Source organism: Stenotrophomonas sp. Y-13, assembly GCF_046267925.1.
GTDB lineage: Bacteria > Pseudomonadota > Gammaproteobacteria > Xanthomonadales > Xanthomonadaceae > Stenotrophomonas > Stenotrophomonas acidaminiphila_A.
Genome location: NZ_CP176501.1, coordinates 3,105,831 through 3,122,775, shown reverse-complemented (window position 1 = coordinate 3,122,775; position 16,945 = coordinate 3,105,831). Strand labels below are relative to the sequence as shown.

13 protein-coding genes, 1 pseudogene and 1 riboswitch are annotated in these 16,945 nt (G+C 64.7%); of the genes and pseudogenes, 4 read left to right on the top strand and 10 right to left on the bottom strand.

All coding sequences use genetic code 11. The annotated features are described in order from the left end of the window. The first annotated feature begins 122 nt into the window (after positions 1-122). Both ACJ7VY_RS14075 and ACJ7VY_RS14070 read left to right on the top strand, forming a co-directional pair. Entirely contained in the window at positions 123-1,076 is a 954-nt protein-coding gene (locus ACJ7VY_RS14075) for a hypothetical protein (protein ID WP_409475878.1), read from the top strand. Positions 1,077-1,323: 247 nt separating this feature from the next. After that, complete coding sequence (locus ACJ7VY_RS14070) at positions 1,324-2,604, top strand: restriction endonuclease (RefSeq protein ID WP_312345721.1); 1,281 nt, start codon at positions 1,324-1,326, stop codon at positions 2,602-2,604. A 67-nt stretch (positions 2,605-2,671) separates the two neighbouring features. On the opposite strand, the gene ACJ7VY_RS14065 is transcribed toward ACJ7VY_RS14070, so the two are convergent. From ACJ7VY_RS14065 to ACJ7VY_RS14055, 3 genes are all read right to left on the bottom strand, one after another. Further along, positions 2,672-2,881: a hypothetical protein gene (locus tag ACJ7VY_RS14065; RefSeq protein ID WP_409475877.1), complete on the bottom strand. Its 210-nt coding sequence runs from the start codon at positions 2,879-2,881 to the stop codon at positions 2,672-2,674. 287 nt (positions 2,882-3,168) lie between these two features. After that, a complete protein-coding gene (locus tag ACJ7VY_RS14060; protein WP_409475876.1) occupies positions 3,169-3,627 on the bottom strand; it encodes a hypothetical protein in 459 nt (152 codons plus the stop codon). Positions 3,628-3,685: 58 nt separating this feature from the next. After that, positions 3,686-4,417, bottom strand: a complete 732-nt coding sequence (locus tag ACJ7VY_RS14055) for a hypothetical protein (RefSeq protein WP_409475875.1) — start codon at positions 4,415-4,417, stop codon at positions 3,686-3,688. Between the two features lie 583 nt (positions 4,418-5,000). Between ACJ7VY_RS14055 and ACJ7VY_RS14050 the strand changes: the two genes are divergently transcribed. Beyond that, complete coding sequence (locus ACJ7VY_RS14050; protein ID WP_409475874.1) at positions 5,001-6,167, top strand: diguanylate cyclase; 1,167 nt, start codon at positions 5,001-5,003, stop codon at positions 6,165-6,167. A gap of 115 nt (positions 6,168-6,282) precedes the next feature. Here the strand turns inward: ACJ7VY_RS14050 and pnuC are convergent, their stop codons facing one another. The 7 genes and pseudogenes from pnuC to ACJ7VY_RS14015 form a co-directional block, all read right to left on the bottom strand. Then, positions 6,283-6,876 (bottom strand): nicotinamide riboside transporter PnuC, encoded by a 594-nt coding sequence (gene pnuC, locus ACJ7VY_RS14045; protein ID WP_409475873.1) that lies wholly within the window; start codon positions 6,874-6,876, stop codon positions 6,283-6,285. Then, a complete protein-coding gene (locus ACJ7VY_RS14040) occupies positions 6,873-9,041 on the bottom strand; it encodes a TonB-dependent siderophore receptor (RefSeq protein ID WP_409475872.1) in 2,169 nt (722 codons plus the stop codon). Before ACJ7VY_RS14040 ends, pnuC begins: the two co-directional genes overlap by 4 nt. A 70-nt stretch (positions 9,042-9,111) precedes the next feature. Continuing rightward, a riboswitch (TPP riboswitch) is annotated at positions 9,112-9,208 on the bottom strand. A 318-nt stretch (positions 9,209-9,526) separates the two neighbouring features. Further along, the gene (locus tag ACJ7VY_RS14035; protein WP_409475871.1) at positions 9,527-10,063 is read right to left on the bottom strand and encodes a GrpB family protein; all 537 of its coding nucleotides are present in this window, start codon (positions 10,061-10,063) and stop codon (positions 9,527-9,529) included. A 62-nt stretch (positions 10,064-10,125) separates the two neighbouring features. Then, a complete protein-coding gene (locus ACJ7VY_RS14030) occupies positions 10,126-10,413 on the bottom strand; it encodes a hypothetical protein (RefSeq protein ID WP_161615396.1) in 288 nt (95 codons plus the stop codon). Between the two features lie 945 nt (positions 10,414-11,358). Continuing rightward, positions 11,359-11,625, bottom strand: a pseudogene (locus ACJ7VY_RS14025) (aminoglycoside phosphotransferase family protein); the annotation flags it as partial. An 875-nt stretch (positions 11,626-12,500) separates the two neighbouring features. Next, positions 12,501-13,625: a phosphotransferase enzyme family protein gene (locus tag ACJ7VY_RS14020; RefSeq protein WP_409475870.1), complete on the bottom strand. Its 1,125-nt coding sequence runs from the start codon at positions 13,623-13,625 to the stop codon at positions 12,501-12,503. A 177-nt stretch (positions 13,626-13,802) separates the two neighbouring features. Then, positions 13,803-14,087, bottom strand: coding sequence for a helix-turn-helix domain-containing protein (locus ACJ7VY_RS14015; protein ID WP_233996229.1), 285 nt, complete (start codon positions 14,085-14,087; stop codon positions 13,803-13,805). Between the two features lie 366 nt (positions 14,088-14,453). Here ACJ7VY_RS14015 and ACJ7VY_RS14010 point away from each other — a divergent pair, with 366 nt between their 5' ends. After that, positions 14,454-16,886, top strand: a complete 2,433-nt coding sequence (locus ACJ7VY_RS14010) for a TonB-dependent receptor plug domain-containing protein (protein WP_409475869.1) — start codon at positions 14,454-14,456, stop codon at positions 16,884-16,886. Positions 16,887-16,945 lie beyond the last annotated feature (59 nt).

Here is a 16,945-nt window from a genome sequence, read left to right as displayed (position 1 = left end):
CTATGCAGAGAGGTTCTATCCGCTGTGTGCGTGCGGAGCTTTAGTGTAGAAGTGGCTTGCAAGCACACTAAAGCTGGCTGTACGGAGGTCGATATGTTGTAGAGCCATGCTATGAGGTTGAGATGGGAACGGAACTGGCATATAGCGAGCAGTTTAACGATGTTGTCAACGCCGAGCGTGCCTACGAGCTTTATTGGGCTAATGTGATCACTGACAAGCGGGCGTTCCTTTGTTCGGAGTATGAGAGCGGCTGCCCCGCAAGATATACCTGCGCGAACATGGATACCGAGCAGCTTCAGTTGAAGCAAGTGCCACATTTTCGTAATCAAACCGGCAGCATGCCCCACATGAATGGCTGCCCGAATTTATTCGAACAAGAAGGAAGAGGAAGAGGTAGCGATGTAGGGCAGGCATCTGAGGCTGGCCAACCAGCCCCTGATCGATTTCTACTAACACGCCCAGCGGGCCACTTCGCAATCCGTGAGCGCGTGGTGGCAGGTGGTATTGGGGTGGGGTATGGGCACAACGAGGATAGAGGAGGTGGAGGCAAGCGTAGTCGGGGTGCTGAGCTCTATTCGCTGGCCGGACTGGTTTCGCGCTGGTTGAAGGCCCGTCGGGACAATGTTGATAGCAAGCTGATCATCAGTGCAGGTACGCAGGGCCCGATGACTTACCGAGAGATGTTCGAGAACTTCTTTGTGAAGCGTCCCTCTCTCTCCGGCGAAAAACGAGTGTATTGGAGCAAGGCGTGGATTAATGTGACCCCCAAGGGTCATCGAATAAGGTTTTGCACATCGGTCAACGCAATCAATGGTCAGGAGTTGGAATATCCCATCTTTCCCTCCGCAATGATCTGGGAAAATGTGCTGGCCGAATCGGAGATGAAGAAGCTGCATACCAGGCGGCTCATTAGATTTTCTGATACTAGAAAGCCATGTGTTGTATTTATCTACGGCGCCCCAAAGCTGCAGGAGAGAGATGGCAGGAAGTTCATTAATTTCGAGGTGGGGAGTCTGGATCACCTAGATGTGCAAGGGGTTGACCTATTTGAGAGGATTCGGCGCGCTAAGAAATAGAGTGGGCATAATCCAATTTTTAGCTTGACGTGCGTGGCGATCTAGTCTTTGCACATGCTAGGCATGTGCGCGCAACATTCGAGAGCGGATCACCAGCAGGCTGATGGCGCTGTATCGAGACAAGGACGTCAGTCACGATCACTCCAGTTGCAGTCTACGTTAGTGCCTCCCGTAGGATTCCGTTCCAGCTACTTGGTAGGCTCAGATCATTTAGCTACCCTGTAGCTCGCAATCGAATGGGGAAGTCATGAAGCGGTTTCGTATGGGGGAGCTGTACCGGTATGCACGCCCCACGCTGCCCGAGGAGCCTGTGATTGATGGGCTGCCTAACTTCCACTACGTAGTCGCAGCCCCCGGGCAGCCTACGTTGCAGCTGGAGCGGGGAATCAATGCCCCTAGCGCCACGCGCGCTGTAGACGGGGAGCGGCTTGCGGTCATCTTGCTCTCTAGTAATGAGCACAAGCGCGGCTCGGCAGAGAACCCGTGGCACGATACCTTGGCGCCGGACGAGGGTTTCGCCAGGTACTTTGGCGACAACAAGCTGCCGGATGTTGACCCCGGTACGACGCTGGGCAACCGTACATTGCTGCGTCAGTTCGATCTTCATACATCGCCTGACCGTACCAAGCGCGAGCGTGCAGCCCCTATTCTCCTGTTCCGCTCCTCGCGGAAGGGGTTCAAAGAATTTGCAGGGTTGGGGCTGATTACCGGTGCTCAGCGGGTTACGCAGTTCTCGGAAAAGAACGGCGGCTTCTTTACCAACTATCTGTTCGACCTGGCCATTTTGTCCTTAACAGAAGAGGACGAGAGCTTGGCGATGCTCTGGATCAGCGACCGCCGCAATCCGAAACATGACGCAATGGTTGCCAACGCCCATGCGCCGAAGGCTTGGCAGCAATGGGTGAAGTACGGAAGTCCAGAGATCGAGCGCATCAAGCGGCGTGTTGCGCGCTATCACATAGTGCGCAGGCAGGACCAAGTGATGCCGGCGAGCTCGACAATCGGCAAAACGTTGGACACCGTGTATCGCTTCTATGAAGGGAAGAAGCACCGATTCGAGGCGCTTGCTAGTCTCGCTTGTGAGTCCATGGTCCGCGGTACAGGCGCTGGCTACAGGCGTGGATGGCTAACCCGTGGAACGGGGGATGGGGGCTTGGACTTTGTGGGCCGTATCGACATCGGCGAGGGCACTTGGGGAACGAAGCTAGTGGTGCTGGGGCAGGCCAAGTGCGAGAAGGTCGACACGCCGACCGGCGGTGTTCATATCGCCCGCACTGTGGCAAGGCTGCGCCGTGGCTGGGTGGGCGCTTATGTCACGACCTCGTTCTTCTCAGAGGCCGTGCAACGTGAGGTGCACGACGATCAGTACCCCGTCATCTTGCTCAACGGCGCGAGCTTGGCCGGCGAAGTGGCCAAGATGCGGCTTGCGGGCGGCTTCGCAACCGATCAGCAGTTCTTGGAGCATGTGGATGCGGGGTACGAGGACCAAGTGAGCAGCCGACGGCCCGAAGAAGTGCTTTGGGACTAGTTGCCGTGGCAGCTCATCAGGCAACCGCAGTCATGCCTTCGAAAGGTGGCGGGCATTGGCTGGTGAATCACAGTTGCGTGGGCGACATCCAGTCAACGTCTACCCGTTGTAGATCGTAGTCTTCCCCGTACTGCAGAGCGGCGTCGTGCGGGCGAAGGTCTGCATAGCGGGCTAAGTCCGTCTCACCCATGCCAGCTTCTGCATGGTCAATCAAAAAATAACGCTTCAACGCGGTATCAAAGTCCTGCAGCCAATTCGGATCAACGTTGCATTTCATGTCGGCTTTCCTGTTGGCGATGCGACGATTGTGTCCGTTGTCATCTCGGTGGCTGCGACGAGCTGTAGGCTATCCGGCGCTATCTGCTGTTGCATGTCAGAAGCACCGCGCGGCCATGTCGTGCATGTAATGCGTGGCTGTGGACCCATGCTGTTGGGGTAAATGCGGAGGCTCTCCAAGAGCGTGCCATTGTTGCTGATGACGTGGACAATCCAGCGCAGGCGGGCCACCTCGTAAGCGGTGTGGCGTTCGATCCAGCGCCTCGTCTGGCCGAGCTGTCGTCCCCATCAATTGCAGTGCGCGCCATACGCTGGCCGGTTGCCGCTGGCGACGGCTTCGGCCTCCGTGGCGTACCGGCCTTGCCTGGTGGCACCGTAGTAGCGCGTGCCGGGGCAGTGATAGACATGCGAGCCGGTATTGATCCAGACGCGCGTGGCGGCGGCGGGCGCGGCGTGGGTGGCCGATTGCGTGAGCTGCTGGATGGCCTGCTGCCGGCCGGCTGCGGCCTCGCCGGGTGTGCAGGTGCGGCCATAGGCGGCGCGGTACCCATGCTGTGCTGCCTCGCGCTCGGACATGAAGCGGCCGCGTTTGGTGGCACCGTAATATTGCCCGCCGGGGCAGTGGTAAACGCCGGTGCTGGTGTTCACCCAGACGTCGGCGGCTGTCGCTGGCAGGGCCCAGGCCAGCAGGAACAGCAGGGCCAGTAACAAGGCGAGCTGCTTTGGTTGGTTCGTGGCGTCAGCCATGTCCCTGCCTGTCATCGCAAAAGGGGCACCGCAACAGTCGAAGAAACACTATTTGTGGCTACGCGCCGTCCTGTGCATTGGCTTCGGCCAGGAGCAGCTCGTAAGCCTGCACCCGGGCACGAAGGTTGATCAGGTGCCAGGAGAGCGCGTACGCAAGGAAGATTGCGAACGCCAGGAGGCCCTGCACCAACGTGACGCTGGCGAAGGTGTTCCAGTTGCCCCAGCGCCAGTCCTTGAACTGCAGGTACAGCGCCACAAGCAGCGGCAGTACCCCCAGCCGTTCCATTCCACCGGTGAACAAGCCCAGGCGCTCATGCATGGTGGTTCGCCGGTCACGGATGTAGCGCAAACGCCGGCGACGCTGTTCCAGCGGGAAAGCGCGCACCTGCTGGACCAGTTGCTGGTACTGCGTATACCCCTGTTCGATGTCCCGCGCGTGCTGAAGGCGCGCCTCCAGGAACTGGTGCCGGTCCCGGTGCATCTGCAGCAGGAACGCCGTGCCGAGCCCCAGCACTTCCAGGGTCAGCCCGGATAGGGCGGCAATAACCCCTGCCTGCCCGGATAGAACACTGCCCAGCAACATGCCCAGCCCGGCACCGGCGACGCCGACGATCAGCGACCAGCGTTCCCAAGGGCCGGCTTTGGTGCCCCCTGTTCGCGCCAGATAGTCATCCAATGCCGCGTTGAGCGCGGGGAAGGTGAGCCACTGCAGGGCTATTGCCGCATCGACCGTGGGCGCCACCGTTGCGGTGGGCGTATTAGGTGCTGCTGGCGCGGGAACGGTATCCATACGATTCCTGGGGCATAAGCTGCCCCACACCATGCCCGATTGCCCCGGGTGGGTCGAGGTCTGCACCACGTTGCCCCTGCGCGCGGTTGCACATGAGGTTGTCGCGGACGGCTCGGTACGGCCTGGGTGTGGACCGGTTTCTTTACGATTCCCGCTCGATCAATCCGGGACACGTCCCCTTGTAACATCCTGTTTCGCAAGGAATAGGCGGGGAGGAGTGCGGGCGGTTTCTTTACGATTCTGAAACGAAAAAGCCTGCGCAGCCGCCGTCTCACGGAGCGCCACCCCCTGCTTTCCGCCCGATCGCCGTGCGCCGGTGGGGCGATGCGCACCAGAATGATGCCCAAGGTGCGCATGTCGCTGTTCTGGAAACTCGGCTCTGATCCTCATCTCCCGATGAGTGTTCAAAGAACGCCTGCGCATGCCGATAGTAATTGCGGCACTGCACGCAATGCGTGCCGCCACCATGGCGCGCGGCCTGTGAGCGGATACGTTCACTGCAACGAACGTTGCGTGCCGGAAGGTGAGCCACTCACCACTCGAATCTGTCCCCGGTTTTGTCCCTCCAACTTCGAATTACCCGATGATCGCAACCCTCCTGGTCGGCATGCTCTGCGTCCACCTGCTGTGCTTTGCCGTGATGTTCCTGCTCATCAGCCGGCGCCTGGAGGGCGACCGGATGGGGATGGAAGTGTTCGCGCTGGGCAACCTCATGCTGGGCGGGGCGTATGTGCTGCAATTGCTGGAGGGTACGCTGGGCTGGGGCTGGATGAGCGTGACCAACCACATGCTCACGCTGTGCGCGCCGGTGGCGTATTGCGTGGGTGGGCTACGCTTCTTCGGGCGTTCGGCGCCGCTGCTGCGGCCATTGCTGGCCGTGGCGCTGGGCTACGTCGCCCTGCAGGGGCTGGCGCAGGCGGTATGGGGGCCGGTAGGGCGCTATGCCCTGCTCGCGGCCACCTGTGCGGTGCTGTTCGCCGGCATGGTGCTGGTGCTGCTCCGTGGCATGCGCAGCTTCGCGCGGGATCTCCGTGGCGAGATGGTGTTGTTCGTCTGCCTGATCAGCGGCATCAGCGTGCTCAACGCCATGAAGTTCGCCAAGCTGCTCGGCGGCGGGCTGGAGGCACTGCGCATGGACAGCCAGTTCCAGATGGTCTTCTACGTCTACATGTGTTCGCTGGCGACGATTCTGCCGCCGTTGATCGTGTGGCTGGTGCTGCGGCGCATGAGCGATGCACTGCGTGCCACGGCGGCGCGCGACCCGTTGACGCAGCTGCTCAACCGCCGCGGCCTGGATGCGGCGCTGAATACTCACTTCCGGCGCGGGGCCGGTACCGCGCATCTGCTGCTGATCGATATCGACCACTTCAAGCGCATCAACGACACCCACGGCCACCACATTGGCGATGCCGTGCTGTGTGGCGTCGCCGACGCCTTGCGCGGGGCGGTGCGCAAGGGCGACCTGGTCTGCCGGCTGGGGGGTGAGGAGTTCGCCGCCATCTGCCTGGAGTCCGACGGCGCGTCTGCGCTGCAGGTGGCCGAGCGTGTGCGCAGCGCCATCGAACAGAAATCCATGTCGCACGGAGCGCGCCGGAATGGGGTGCATTGCACGGTGACCATCGGCGTCTCGCACGGCTTCATCGGGGAAGCCTCGCTGGAGCAGGCCATGCGCCAGGCCGACGTCGCCCTGTACCGCGGCAAGAGGGGTGGCCGCAACCGCATCGAGCTGCACTGCGAACTGGAGCACTGAGTGCGGCCTCCCTTGGAGCGCCGGTAGCCTTCCCTGTGCCAACCATTGCGGCCTGCCGCCCGCCGGCGGCCACCCGTGCTTCGATGGCCGCCGGCAAACGAGGGCGTTTGACGGGTCAGGGAAACGATGCCGGCGCCTGGTCCCGAGCCCGCTTCTGCTGTTTCTTCCACGCATGCAGGCCGGTGGCCGCCAGCGCCACGAACACCAGGTACAGCGCGGCGGTGGCGTGCAGCGCTTTCACCAGGTACATGCCCACGTAGACCACGTCCACCACGATCCACAGCCACCATGCCGCGGCGTGGCGGCGCGCCTGCCACCACTGCGCCACCAGGCTGAGCGCGGCGAGCATGGCGTCCAGCCAGGGCAGGGCGGCGTTGGTCCAGGTGTGCATGGCCGCGCCCAGGGCCAGGCCGAAGGCCACGCCTATGGCCAGGTCGCGGGCGCCGGCTTGCATGGCCAGCGGGGCGATGGCGACGCGGCCGTCGGGCTTGTCCTGGCGGTGCCAGGTGGCCCAGCCGTAGCCCAGGAACGCGGCGAAGGCGCCCTGCAGCAGCATGTCCGAATACAGCCGCGCCTCGAAGAACACCAGCGCGTACAGGCCCACGGACACCAGCCCCACCGGCCAGGCCAGCATGCGCCGCTGCGCCATCAGCCACACGCCCAGGGCGCTGGCGATGACCGCCGACCATTCCAGCAGGGCCGGGTTCATAGCGCGAAGCTCACCGTCAGCCGCGCCTGGCGCGGGGCGCCAGGGAACAGGTAGTAGTCGCCCGAGCTGCTGCCGGTGTCGCGCCAGTAGAAGCGGTTGAACACGTTGTCCACGCTCAGGTTCCAGTCCAGCGTGCGGCCGTGCAGTTCATGCCGGAAGCGCAGGCCGGCATCGACCACGCCGTAGGCGGGGGCGCGCACGCGGCCGTCGGCGGTGGCCACGTTGGAAGACGCGAAGCGCCAGCCGCCGGTCACGCCCAGCCCGGGCACCCACGGCAGCGCGTAGTCGGCGTGCACGCTGGCGCGGGTGGTGGGCACGTTGATCAGCGGGTGGCCTTCGTAGGCCGGGGTGCCGGTGCCGCGCGCCCGCGCCCGCAGCACGCTGGCGCTGGCACTGAGCTGCAGGTTGTCGCCCACGCGCCCGCGCGCGCTCAGTTCCAGCCCGGTATGGGTCTGCCGGCCTTCCTGCACGAAGGTGTAGCCGTAGTCGCTGGCGTCCGGTTTGGCGTACTGGAACGGCCGGCTGATGCGGAACAGCGCCGCGCCCAGGGTCAGCGCGTCGGTGGGCGTGTACTTGGCGCCCACTTCCAGCTGGCGTGACAGCACCGACGGCAGGAAGCTGCCTTCGTTGCTGGTCCAGAACGGCGCTTCCTCGCCCAGGGCGATGCCGCGCACGTAGCTGGCGTACAGGTTGAGCTGCGGGTTGGCACTCCAGATCAGCGCGGTCTGCGGCAGGAAGTGCGACACCCGGCTGTCGCGCTCGGGGTTGCCGCGCTTGTCCCAGGCGCGCTCGTCCAGGCGCACGAAGCGGCCGCCGGCGAGCCACTGCCAGTTGTCGGCCAGCTGCATGCGGTCCAGCACGAACAGCGCCTTCTGGCGGCTGTCCACGCGCCGCACGGAGGGGCCCGGCTGCAGCGGCGAGGGCTCGAACTGCGGCACCGCGGGGTCATGGATGTTGCCGGTGCCGACGTATGCGTTGACGTTGCGGCGCTTGTCCACGCTGCGGTGGAAGTAGTCGGCGCCAAGCACCAGCTGGTGCCCGACCGCGCCGGTGGCGAAGCGGCCGCGCAGTTCGGCGCGCAGCTGCTGGTTGCGGCGGGTGTCGTCGGGGCTGCGGTAGTCGTAGATGTCGTAGTCGCCGTTGGGCGCGAAGTAGTTGCCCGGCACGCTGCCATCCCAGCAGGCTTCGGCGTAGTAGCAGCCGTAGGCGAAGGCGACGTTGTCGTCGATCACCGAGCGGCTGTGGCTGGCCGACACGCGCGACTGCCACGCCGGGCTGAAATCGTAGGTGTGCAGTGCGCTGAGGTTGGTGCTGTCGATGCCCACCGGCTTCTGCCAGCGCTGGTAGCCCAGCATTTGCGTGCGGTCCACGTGCTGCGGCAGCGCGCTGGCGCCCAGCAGCTGGTAGCCCGAGGCCGAGCGCTGCGCGCTGGTCTGGTAGCTGGCGTCCACCTCCAGCTTGCCGCGTTCGCCGATCAGCCAGTCGGTGGCCAGCGCGTAGAAGTTGCGGCGGCCGTCGGCATGGTCGATGTAGGAGTGGCTGTTGTCCCAGGCGGCGTTGAAGCGCACGCCGATGCGTGGCGTCAGCCAGTGGCCCATGTCGATGGCGGCGTAGCGCGAGCCTTCGGCGTCGGTGCCCAGGGTGACGTTGCGCACCTCGGCCGGGCGCTTGCCGACGTAGTTGATGACGCCACCCGGGGCGATCACCCCGGCGGCCAGCCCGGCCTCGCCCTTGAGGATTTCCACCTGCTGCACGTTCTCCAGCGCCAGCCGCTGTTCGCCGGCGATGCTCAGGCCGTTGAAGCGGTAGCCGGTGGCGGTGTCCAGCGCGAAGCCGCGAATGGCGACGTTCTGGTAGTAGCCCACCGGCGCGTAGCTGTCGCCCAGCGAGGCATCGTTGTCGGCCAGCTCGGACAGCGTGCGCACCACGCGGCGGTCGAGCAGCCCGCGGTCCAGCACGCTGATCGAGGCCGGGGTGTTCTTCCAGTCGCCACTGCCGAAGCTGTTGGACTGCGGCTCCTTTGCGCCGGGTTGTTTGGCCTGTACGCGCACGGCAGCCAGCTCGGTGGGCGAGCGCTCGGCGGCGGTGTCCAGGGCGTGCGCGTGCAGCGGCAGGGCCGCGGCCAGCGCGGCGGTCAACAGCGAAAGGGAGGGGCAGCGGTTCATTCGTTTCGTCATCAGCCGTGGGGGGAGACGAAGCGAAGGCGCGCACGCGCGACCGGCCACGAAGGCGGTGTGCCTGCTGCTCAAAGCTCCCTACGCCGGTGCAAACCGGATCAGGTTCCAAGGGACTCTCTCAGCCTGGACAAGCCCAGGCACCCCCGCTTCAGGCGCGTATTTGACCACAAAAGCCGCGGCTTGGCCCGTGGGTGGGTTTGGGGGCGCTTGCGCGCATGGGGCCTCGCATCTCGTAGATGCGGGGCTCGCCCCGCATGGAGCCTTCCCGGCGAAGCCCCTTACGTGCTGCCAAGGAGCCGGAAAGCTCTGCCATCGGACTGGACGCCGCCGCCAGCGAGTTGGACGCAGTAGAAGCGCTCAGACGGACTACGGGTTTGGTCACCGGCAGAAATCGGCCAGAAGCCGACGTTCAACGTTTGACATGAGAGGCGTTTGGAGGCTGTAGGCCGGAAAGCATTCTCTCGATGGAAGGGTTAGGCGGCTCGTGACACGGCTTGAACGAAGTGCGCCTTGGCATCTGTATATGCCTCTCTGTCTTGTGAATGCTCGGTAGTCATTTGGACCTTGAGCTTTTCGTACTTTGCTGCGAGGTCAGGATCGGCGCGCAGCGCATTCCGGAACTTGAGGCGCTCACTCCAAACAGGCCCCGCGTGAACGACAACATGCAGATGATGAGTGCGGTGGCCGTTGGCCCAACGCATGAACCACTTGCGATCTGTGAGTGACCGGTTGAACTCAGCGGATGTGGTGTAGCCGGATTTGCACAGAACTTCGCCAATCGACTCTGCAACTTCCATTGATGCCACGCCAGCAAGGATGTCGATGATGGGCTTGGCCATCAACCCTGGAACTGACGTGCTGCCGATGTGCTGGATGTCGATGATCGTGCCGGGCAGCAGTGCATGAAGTCGTTGGCGCTCTTCTTCGTAAAGAGACGGCCAAGCTGAGTTGTACGCGCAGAGTTTGACTTCTTCGTTGATCGCCGCTACGAGGGACTCTTGCTCATCCATTGCACGCCGCCTAACTCCGGAATTAAGCCGCGCCGCGAAGCGGCGTCGGCCTGAGTGAATTGTTAGCTGCTATTGCCGGAAGGCAACTGCTTGTCATACCAGGCTTCTGAATGTACGTCTTTCTTAGCCGCGGCTATCAAGGACTCTAGCTGCGCAACGGCTATACGAACAGGACGGCCACATACTGTCAGCTCTAGTGCCAGTGACTCATCCGCCGGATCAGCTACAAAGCTCGCGAAGTAATGTTTTTCCCCGGAGATATCACAAGAGAGCTCAAGCTGCATTCCCTCCCCATGCATCCCGGCCCATTGGGTACTGATTGTTGGATAAGACACTGAATTGTTGGTCATAACAGCTAACGCCTGAATTAGGCCGCGCCGCGAAGCGGCGTCGGCCTGAATGAATTGCTAGGTGGCAAGGCTAGCAAGTGCAAACACAAAAGCAACCGAGCCTGCGCCAAGTAAACCGTAGGTAGCCCAGAGAGGCATGCCCTGACCAAATGAGAAGGCAACGTATCCCGCCCGCGGGTCTCTCCCGGAGAGGATAGACACTATGAAGATGGCCAGAAGTGGCAAAACAGACGCGAGGCCGAAACCAAGCCCGAGTGGTCGCCAGTCGGTGTTGTCGAAGCCGCCGATCCGATACAGGGCGACACCGAAGATAAGGCCGAGAAAGAAGAGAGTGTTGGCCGTCCAGATAGCAGGACGATGTTGCCGAAGAAGCGCGTCGCGTGACTTTCCGTTGTGCCTTGAAGGCAGCCGACGAGACCAGCGAGAGGTGAGCCATGTGGCAATGATGCCACCAGCCACACCGCTAAGAACTGGACGTATCGACTCAAATTCCATTGGCACCTAACTACCGAATAGACGGACCCACGGGTCAGGTTATGCGACTTGTCTACAAAGCACCGTATGGCGAGCTTTTCTCTTGCGATACCTCGATCTTAGGGTGGCTTGGTTCGGCTAACAAGCCAGCGTATAACCGGATCCACCGATGGGCTCAGTTATCACGGCAAGCTCGTTCCGGTAGCAGTACAGATGTCCGCCCTGGGCCGCTTGCCGCCGGCGCAGTGAAAGGACGCCCTACTCAGTTCGTCGGTATCGCCGGCCGGTTCAACCGGCGTCGGTGTTCGACCAACTCGACTGGGGATGTCCAGCCAACCGGCATTCCATAACCTTGTGCCGGGCAAGCCCGGCACCTACGGGTGCGGGTTCCCGCAGCGCCGCGCTCCAAGGGGCAGGTTTGCCTTGCATGGTCCGTACTCCGTAGATGCGGGGCTTGCCCCGCATGCGCGTTCAGGCGGCCGCGTGCAGCGCCGCCAACAGCGCCTGGCCTTCGGCGCTGCCGAACCATTGCGCGTGGCCGAGCAGGAACGGTTGCCAGGCGACGTCGGCGTTGGCGGTGGAGCCGGTGACGCCTTCGAAGTACTCCACTTCGGACAGCGCGAAGTCCAGGTGCATCACTGGCAGCAGGTCGGCCAGCAGGTGCATGCGCGCGGCGGACAGCGGCAGCAGTTGGCGGTAGCCGTCGAGCAGGGCCAGTGCGATGTCGATGCGCACGGCCAGCGACTACGGCTGGCGCACCCCAGTGACCTTGCCATGCTCGATGCTGCCGAACAGGCCATCCGACACATGCGTGCCACTGAAGCGCCCGCCAGATACGTTGCCGACAAGCGAAGTGTATGCATCGCAGAGTTCGGACGACAGGAGGAGTTCAAGCCGGCCGTTTGAGTAACTGTAGGCGGGTTGCGAGAAGGCCAAGCTGCCCGGAGAGACGACTACAGCCTTGAGCCAATCACCCGATTGGCAGGTCTTTGCAGGCTCCTTGGTGAGCGTGACTACCGGCTCCCGGACCCCGTCTTTCCCGGCCACACGAAACTGCCACCGACCCGTCACTTGGGCTGGCGCGGGCTCCGACACCGCGGCCTTCTTCGCGCCACCGGCTGGCATTGCGGAGCAGGCGGTGGCTGACCAGAGGAGAGCTGCAAGTGCGCTGCAATTTCTCATGGCCGCCTAACTATCCAATAGCCGGACTCGTGGGTCCGGTTATACGACTTATCCATGGCGCATCGTATGGTTCGCTGCCGCCTTGATACAGCTTGAGCTTAGGGTTAATCGGGTCCGGCTAACAAGCCGACCGTATAGCCGGACCCGGCGGCAGGTTCGGCGACGGCACCCATGTCCGCGATGGGACGCTTGCCGCCGGCGCAGTGAAAGGACGCCCTACTCAGTTCGTCGGTATCGCCGGCCAGTGCAGCCGGCATCGGTGTTCGACCAACTCGACTGGGGATGTCCAGCCAACCGGCATTCCATAACCTTGTGCCGGGCAAGCCCGGCACCTACGGGTGCGGGTTCCCGCGACGCCGCGCTCCGTGGGGGGCGGGTTTGCCTTGCATGGTCCGCACCACGTAGATGCGGGGCTTGCCCCGCATGCGGATTCAGGCGGCCGCGTGCAGCGCCGCCAACAGCGCCTGGCCTTCGGCGCTGCCGAACCATTGCGCATGGCCGAGCAGGAACGGTTGCCAGGCGACGTCGGCGTTGGCGGTGGAGCCGGTGACGCCTTCGAAGTACTCCACTTCGGACAGCGCGAAGTCCAGGTGCACCACCGGCAGCAGGTCGGCCAGCAGGTGCATGCGCGCGGCGGACAGCGGCAGCAGCTGGCGGTAGCCGTCGAGCAGCGCCAGTGCGATGTCGATGCGCACGGCCTGCGCGCCGCGTTCCAGCTCCAGCCAGGCGACCGCGTTGCGTTCGATGGCGGTGGCCAGGTCGAACAGCGCGCTGGTGGGCGAGGCCAGGCCGAAGTCGAGCACGGTGCTCACCGTGTCGCCCTGCCAGAGCAGGTTGGAAACGTGCCAGTCGTTGTGCGCCCACAGCCGCGGTTCGTCGCGCAGGCGCTCGGCCAGGCTCGCATGCCAGGGCAGCACGATCCCGCGTAGTTGTTCCTCCCACGGAATGCGCGCCAGGTAGCGGGCAAGGCCGGGGCGGTTGTACAGGTCGGCCTTGATCGCGGCGATGGGGTCGTGGCTGCGGATCAGGTCGTCGCGCGCCACCAGCAGGTGGGTGCCGCGCTGCGGGGCGTGGTAGCGGGTGGCGGCCTGGTGCAGGCGCGCCAGCATGCGCCCGGCGTCGCGTGCCTGGGCCACGTTGGTCAACGGTGTCCATGACACCGCGTCGCGGTACAGGTCCTCGCCGTTGCCCGGTGTGTGCAGTTCGTAGGTCCAGCCGTCGTGTTCGACCGCGGTGGCGCCGTCGTGGTCGCGCAGCACCTGCACCACCGGCACGCCGGCGGCCGCCAGGTGCGCGATGAAGCGGTGCTCCTCGCCCAGCGTGGCGGCGTCGCGCACGCTGTGGTGGTGGCGCTTGACGAACACGCGCCCGGCGGCGGTTTCCACCAGCGCCGCGGCCGACAGCGGCCGCGGGCTGTGCCACTGCGCGGCGGTCGCGCCGCGCAGCTGCGCGAAGCGCCCGGCCAGCCACGCGATCTCGTGCGGGGCGATGGCGGGCCAGTCGGCGGGCACCTCGTCGTTGTTGAGGCCCTGGACGCGGTGGGAGCAGGCGGTCATGGCGGGATAAACCGGTGATGCGGGGCTGTGCGGGGCGACAGGGTAGCGTGCGGCACGCCAGCGGGCGCGTGGGTGGCAGGGGAAGCGCTGATGCGGAGCCGTCGGGCAAGGGCGCTACGCGGCGTAGGAAATTGCCGCCCGGGACTGTAGGGAAACGACGCGCCGCAGTATCGGCGATCAGCCTTTCCCGTGCTTCCCGCGCCCGTACTGCTTGATCAATTCCGCCAGCGCGTCGTCCTCGGCGAAGAAGTACGCCACCGGCAGGTCGAGCACCTCGGCGATGCGCTGCAGGGTCTGCAGGTCGGGCTGGTGGACGCCGGTTTCGTAGCGGTTGACGCGGGTGCTGGCGACGAAATCGTCCAGCCCGGCCTTGATGCCGAGATTGCGCTGCGAGATGCCATAGGTCTCCCGCGCTTCGCGCAGACGCACGCTGTAGACGGGGAGCTCTCTCTTCTCGGACAAGGCCGTGTACATCCCGGGCTTCGGTGCATGGAAGCTTCCGGAAGGGCGCTTGACACCGATACTACGTTAAACGTAGTGTGCGCACCGGGTTAATGAATGAACGCAATGCGTGCATGGCGCTTCCGCTCCCTCGGCGGAAGCGCGGGCGGCAACGCAACCGCGCCGCGACGGCGCGCACACCGCCGCCGCACAGGGCCACGGGAAACACCACCTGCAATTCGCCCGCACCGCCGGTGCGCGCCGCTGCCATGGCGCGCGGCCGCCTGTGCGCCGGCATCGCGTGCCCGCCGCACCGGCCACCGTCCGGGCCGCGGGACAGCAGCACCGCAGCACCGAGTACCCACCATGGAAACCAAAGGACGCAGCATGAAGACCCGCGCTTTACGCAACGCCATTTCCATCGCCCTGTTCGCCACGCTCTATGGCCTGGCCGGCACCGCCCCGGCGCGCGAGGCAGGCGCGGCCCGCGCCGCGCCGGGCGCAGGGCAGGGCGCCACGCCGCGGCAGGCCCCGCCGGTGGACGAGGAAGCAGGGCAGGGCGCCGGTGCGCCGCGCGCGGCCGCCGCGGCGGCGACACCACCGGCCGACGCGACGACCGAGCTGGAGACGGTGACCGTCACCGGCACCCGCATCCGCGGTGGCACCACGCCCTCGCCGGTGATCGCCATCGACAGCGAGCAGATCCGCCAGGAGGGTTTCAGTACGCTGGGCGAGGTGGTGCGCAGCCTGCCGCAAAATTTCAATGGTGGGCAGAACCCGGGGGTTACCGGCGCGGCGTCGGGTGTCGGCAACCAGGACCTCACCGGCGGGTCCGCCCTGAATCTGCGCGGTCTGGGTGCGGATGCGTCGCTGACGCTGCTCAATGGCCGCCGCATGGCGTACGACGGGTTCTCGCAGGCGGTGGACATCAGCGCCATTCCGGTGGAGGCGGTGGAGCGCCTGGAGATCGTTGCCGATGGCGCGTCGGCGATCTATGGCTCGGACGCCGTCGGGGGCGTGGCCAACGTGATCCTCAAGCGTGACTTTGATGGCGTGGCGCTGGGGATGCGGCGCGCCACCACCGCCGACGGCGGGTTCGCCACGCAGGAGTACACCGCGACCGCTGGTGCGCAGTGGCAACGCGGCGGGATGATCGCCACCTTCAAGGACACCACGTCCGATCCGATCCATGCGCGTCAACGCGCCTACACCCGGCATCTGGGCGAGCACTACACGATCCACGGCGGCAGCGACGCGCGCAGCGGACTGCTCAGCCTCCACCAGGCGCTGGGCGAGGTGGCCGAGCTGAGACTCGATGCGCTGCGTACCCGGCGCGACATGTTGCGCTACGCGAGCCAGGGCAACTCCTACTACCGCTATACCCCACAGACCGACATCGCGCTGGTCTCGCCCAGCGTCGCGTTCTTCCTGGGAAGCTGGACACTCACCGTCGGCGGCGCGCACGGCAGCGACGAGAACACCGACGAGCGCTATTTCGTCTCCGCGGCCGGAAGCAGGCGGGTGACGCAGACATGCTACTGCAACCGCAGCCGCTCCTATGAGATCGGCGCGGAAGGGCCGCTGTTCGCGATTGGAGGAGGAGAGGCGCGCGTGGCGGTCGGTATCGGTTCGCGTGAGGACACGTTCCGGTATCGTCCGCGCGTCACCGGGACACCTTATGGCGGCGACGAACGCGCGCGTTCGGCCTACGCCGAGCTCAGCGCTCCATTGGTCACCCCGTCTCGTCGCGTACCCGGCATGCATCGCCTGGAACTAAGTGCGGCGCTGCGCAGTGAGGATTACGCCAGCTTCGGAGCCGTGACCACGCCGAAGCTTGGCGTGATCTACGATCCCAATGCCCACCTTACCCTCAAGGCCTCATGGGGACGATCATTCAAGGCGCCGACGTTGCTGCAGCGGCATCAGGACCGGATGGCGTACCTGTGGCGTGCATCCGCGGTGGGAGCGACGGCAGGCCCCGCCGATGCCACCGTGCTGATGTCCTATGGCGGCAACGCGGAACTGGAAGCCGAGCGCGCGCGCACCTGGACCGCCTCGCTGGCGGTACATCCGCTGGCGGCACCCGGGCTGGAAGCAGAACTGACCTGGTTCGATGTCGACTATACGGACCGCGTGGTGGAGCCGGTGAGCTATGCGCAGGCGCTTTCAAATCCGGCATATGCGGAGTTCGTGGACCATGCGCCGACACCCGAGCAGATAACGCAGCTGCTGTCGATCTACAACAGCGCGTTCTACAACCTGGCCGGAGCGCCCTACGATCCCACGAAGGTGGTGGCAATCATCCGCGATCAGTATGTCAATGCGGCACGACAGCGCATCCAGGGCATCGATCTGTCGGTGTCATACCGGCTTGATCTGCCGCGGGGACAGCTGTCAATCAGGGGGGCGTCCAGCTGGCTCGACAGCGAACAGCGGACCAGCGCGAACCAACCGGTTCATGCCCTGGCCGGCACGGTTGCCAATCCAGCACGGTTCAATGGACGCCTCGGTGCGGTTTGGACGTCAGGGGGATTCACCGCGTCCGCATTTGCCAATCACACCAGCGGGGTAACCGATCGCCGCGGCGCGATGTCCGAGAAGGGCGCATCGTTCACCACGCTGGACACCACGCTGGGCTACGACCTGGCCACCCGCGACGGCATTGTCCCGGCGCTTTCGCTGGGTCTGTCGGTGCAGAACGTTCTCAATCGCGCTCCTCCGCTGTATGCACCGGCCGTCGCGACGTATGTGCCTTATGACGCCACGAACTATCCGGCCATCGGGCGGCTCGTCAGTGCGTCGGTTTCGATGCGCTGGTAACGGGGAGATAAGGCATGCGTGGTCACCTTCTTGGAGCGTGGCGGATGGGGCCATGCGTC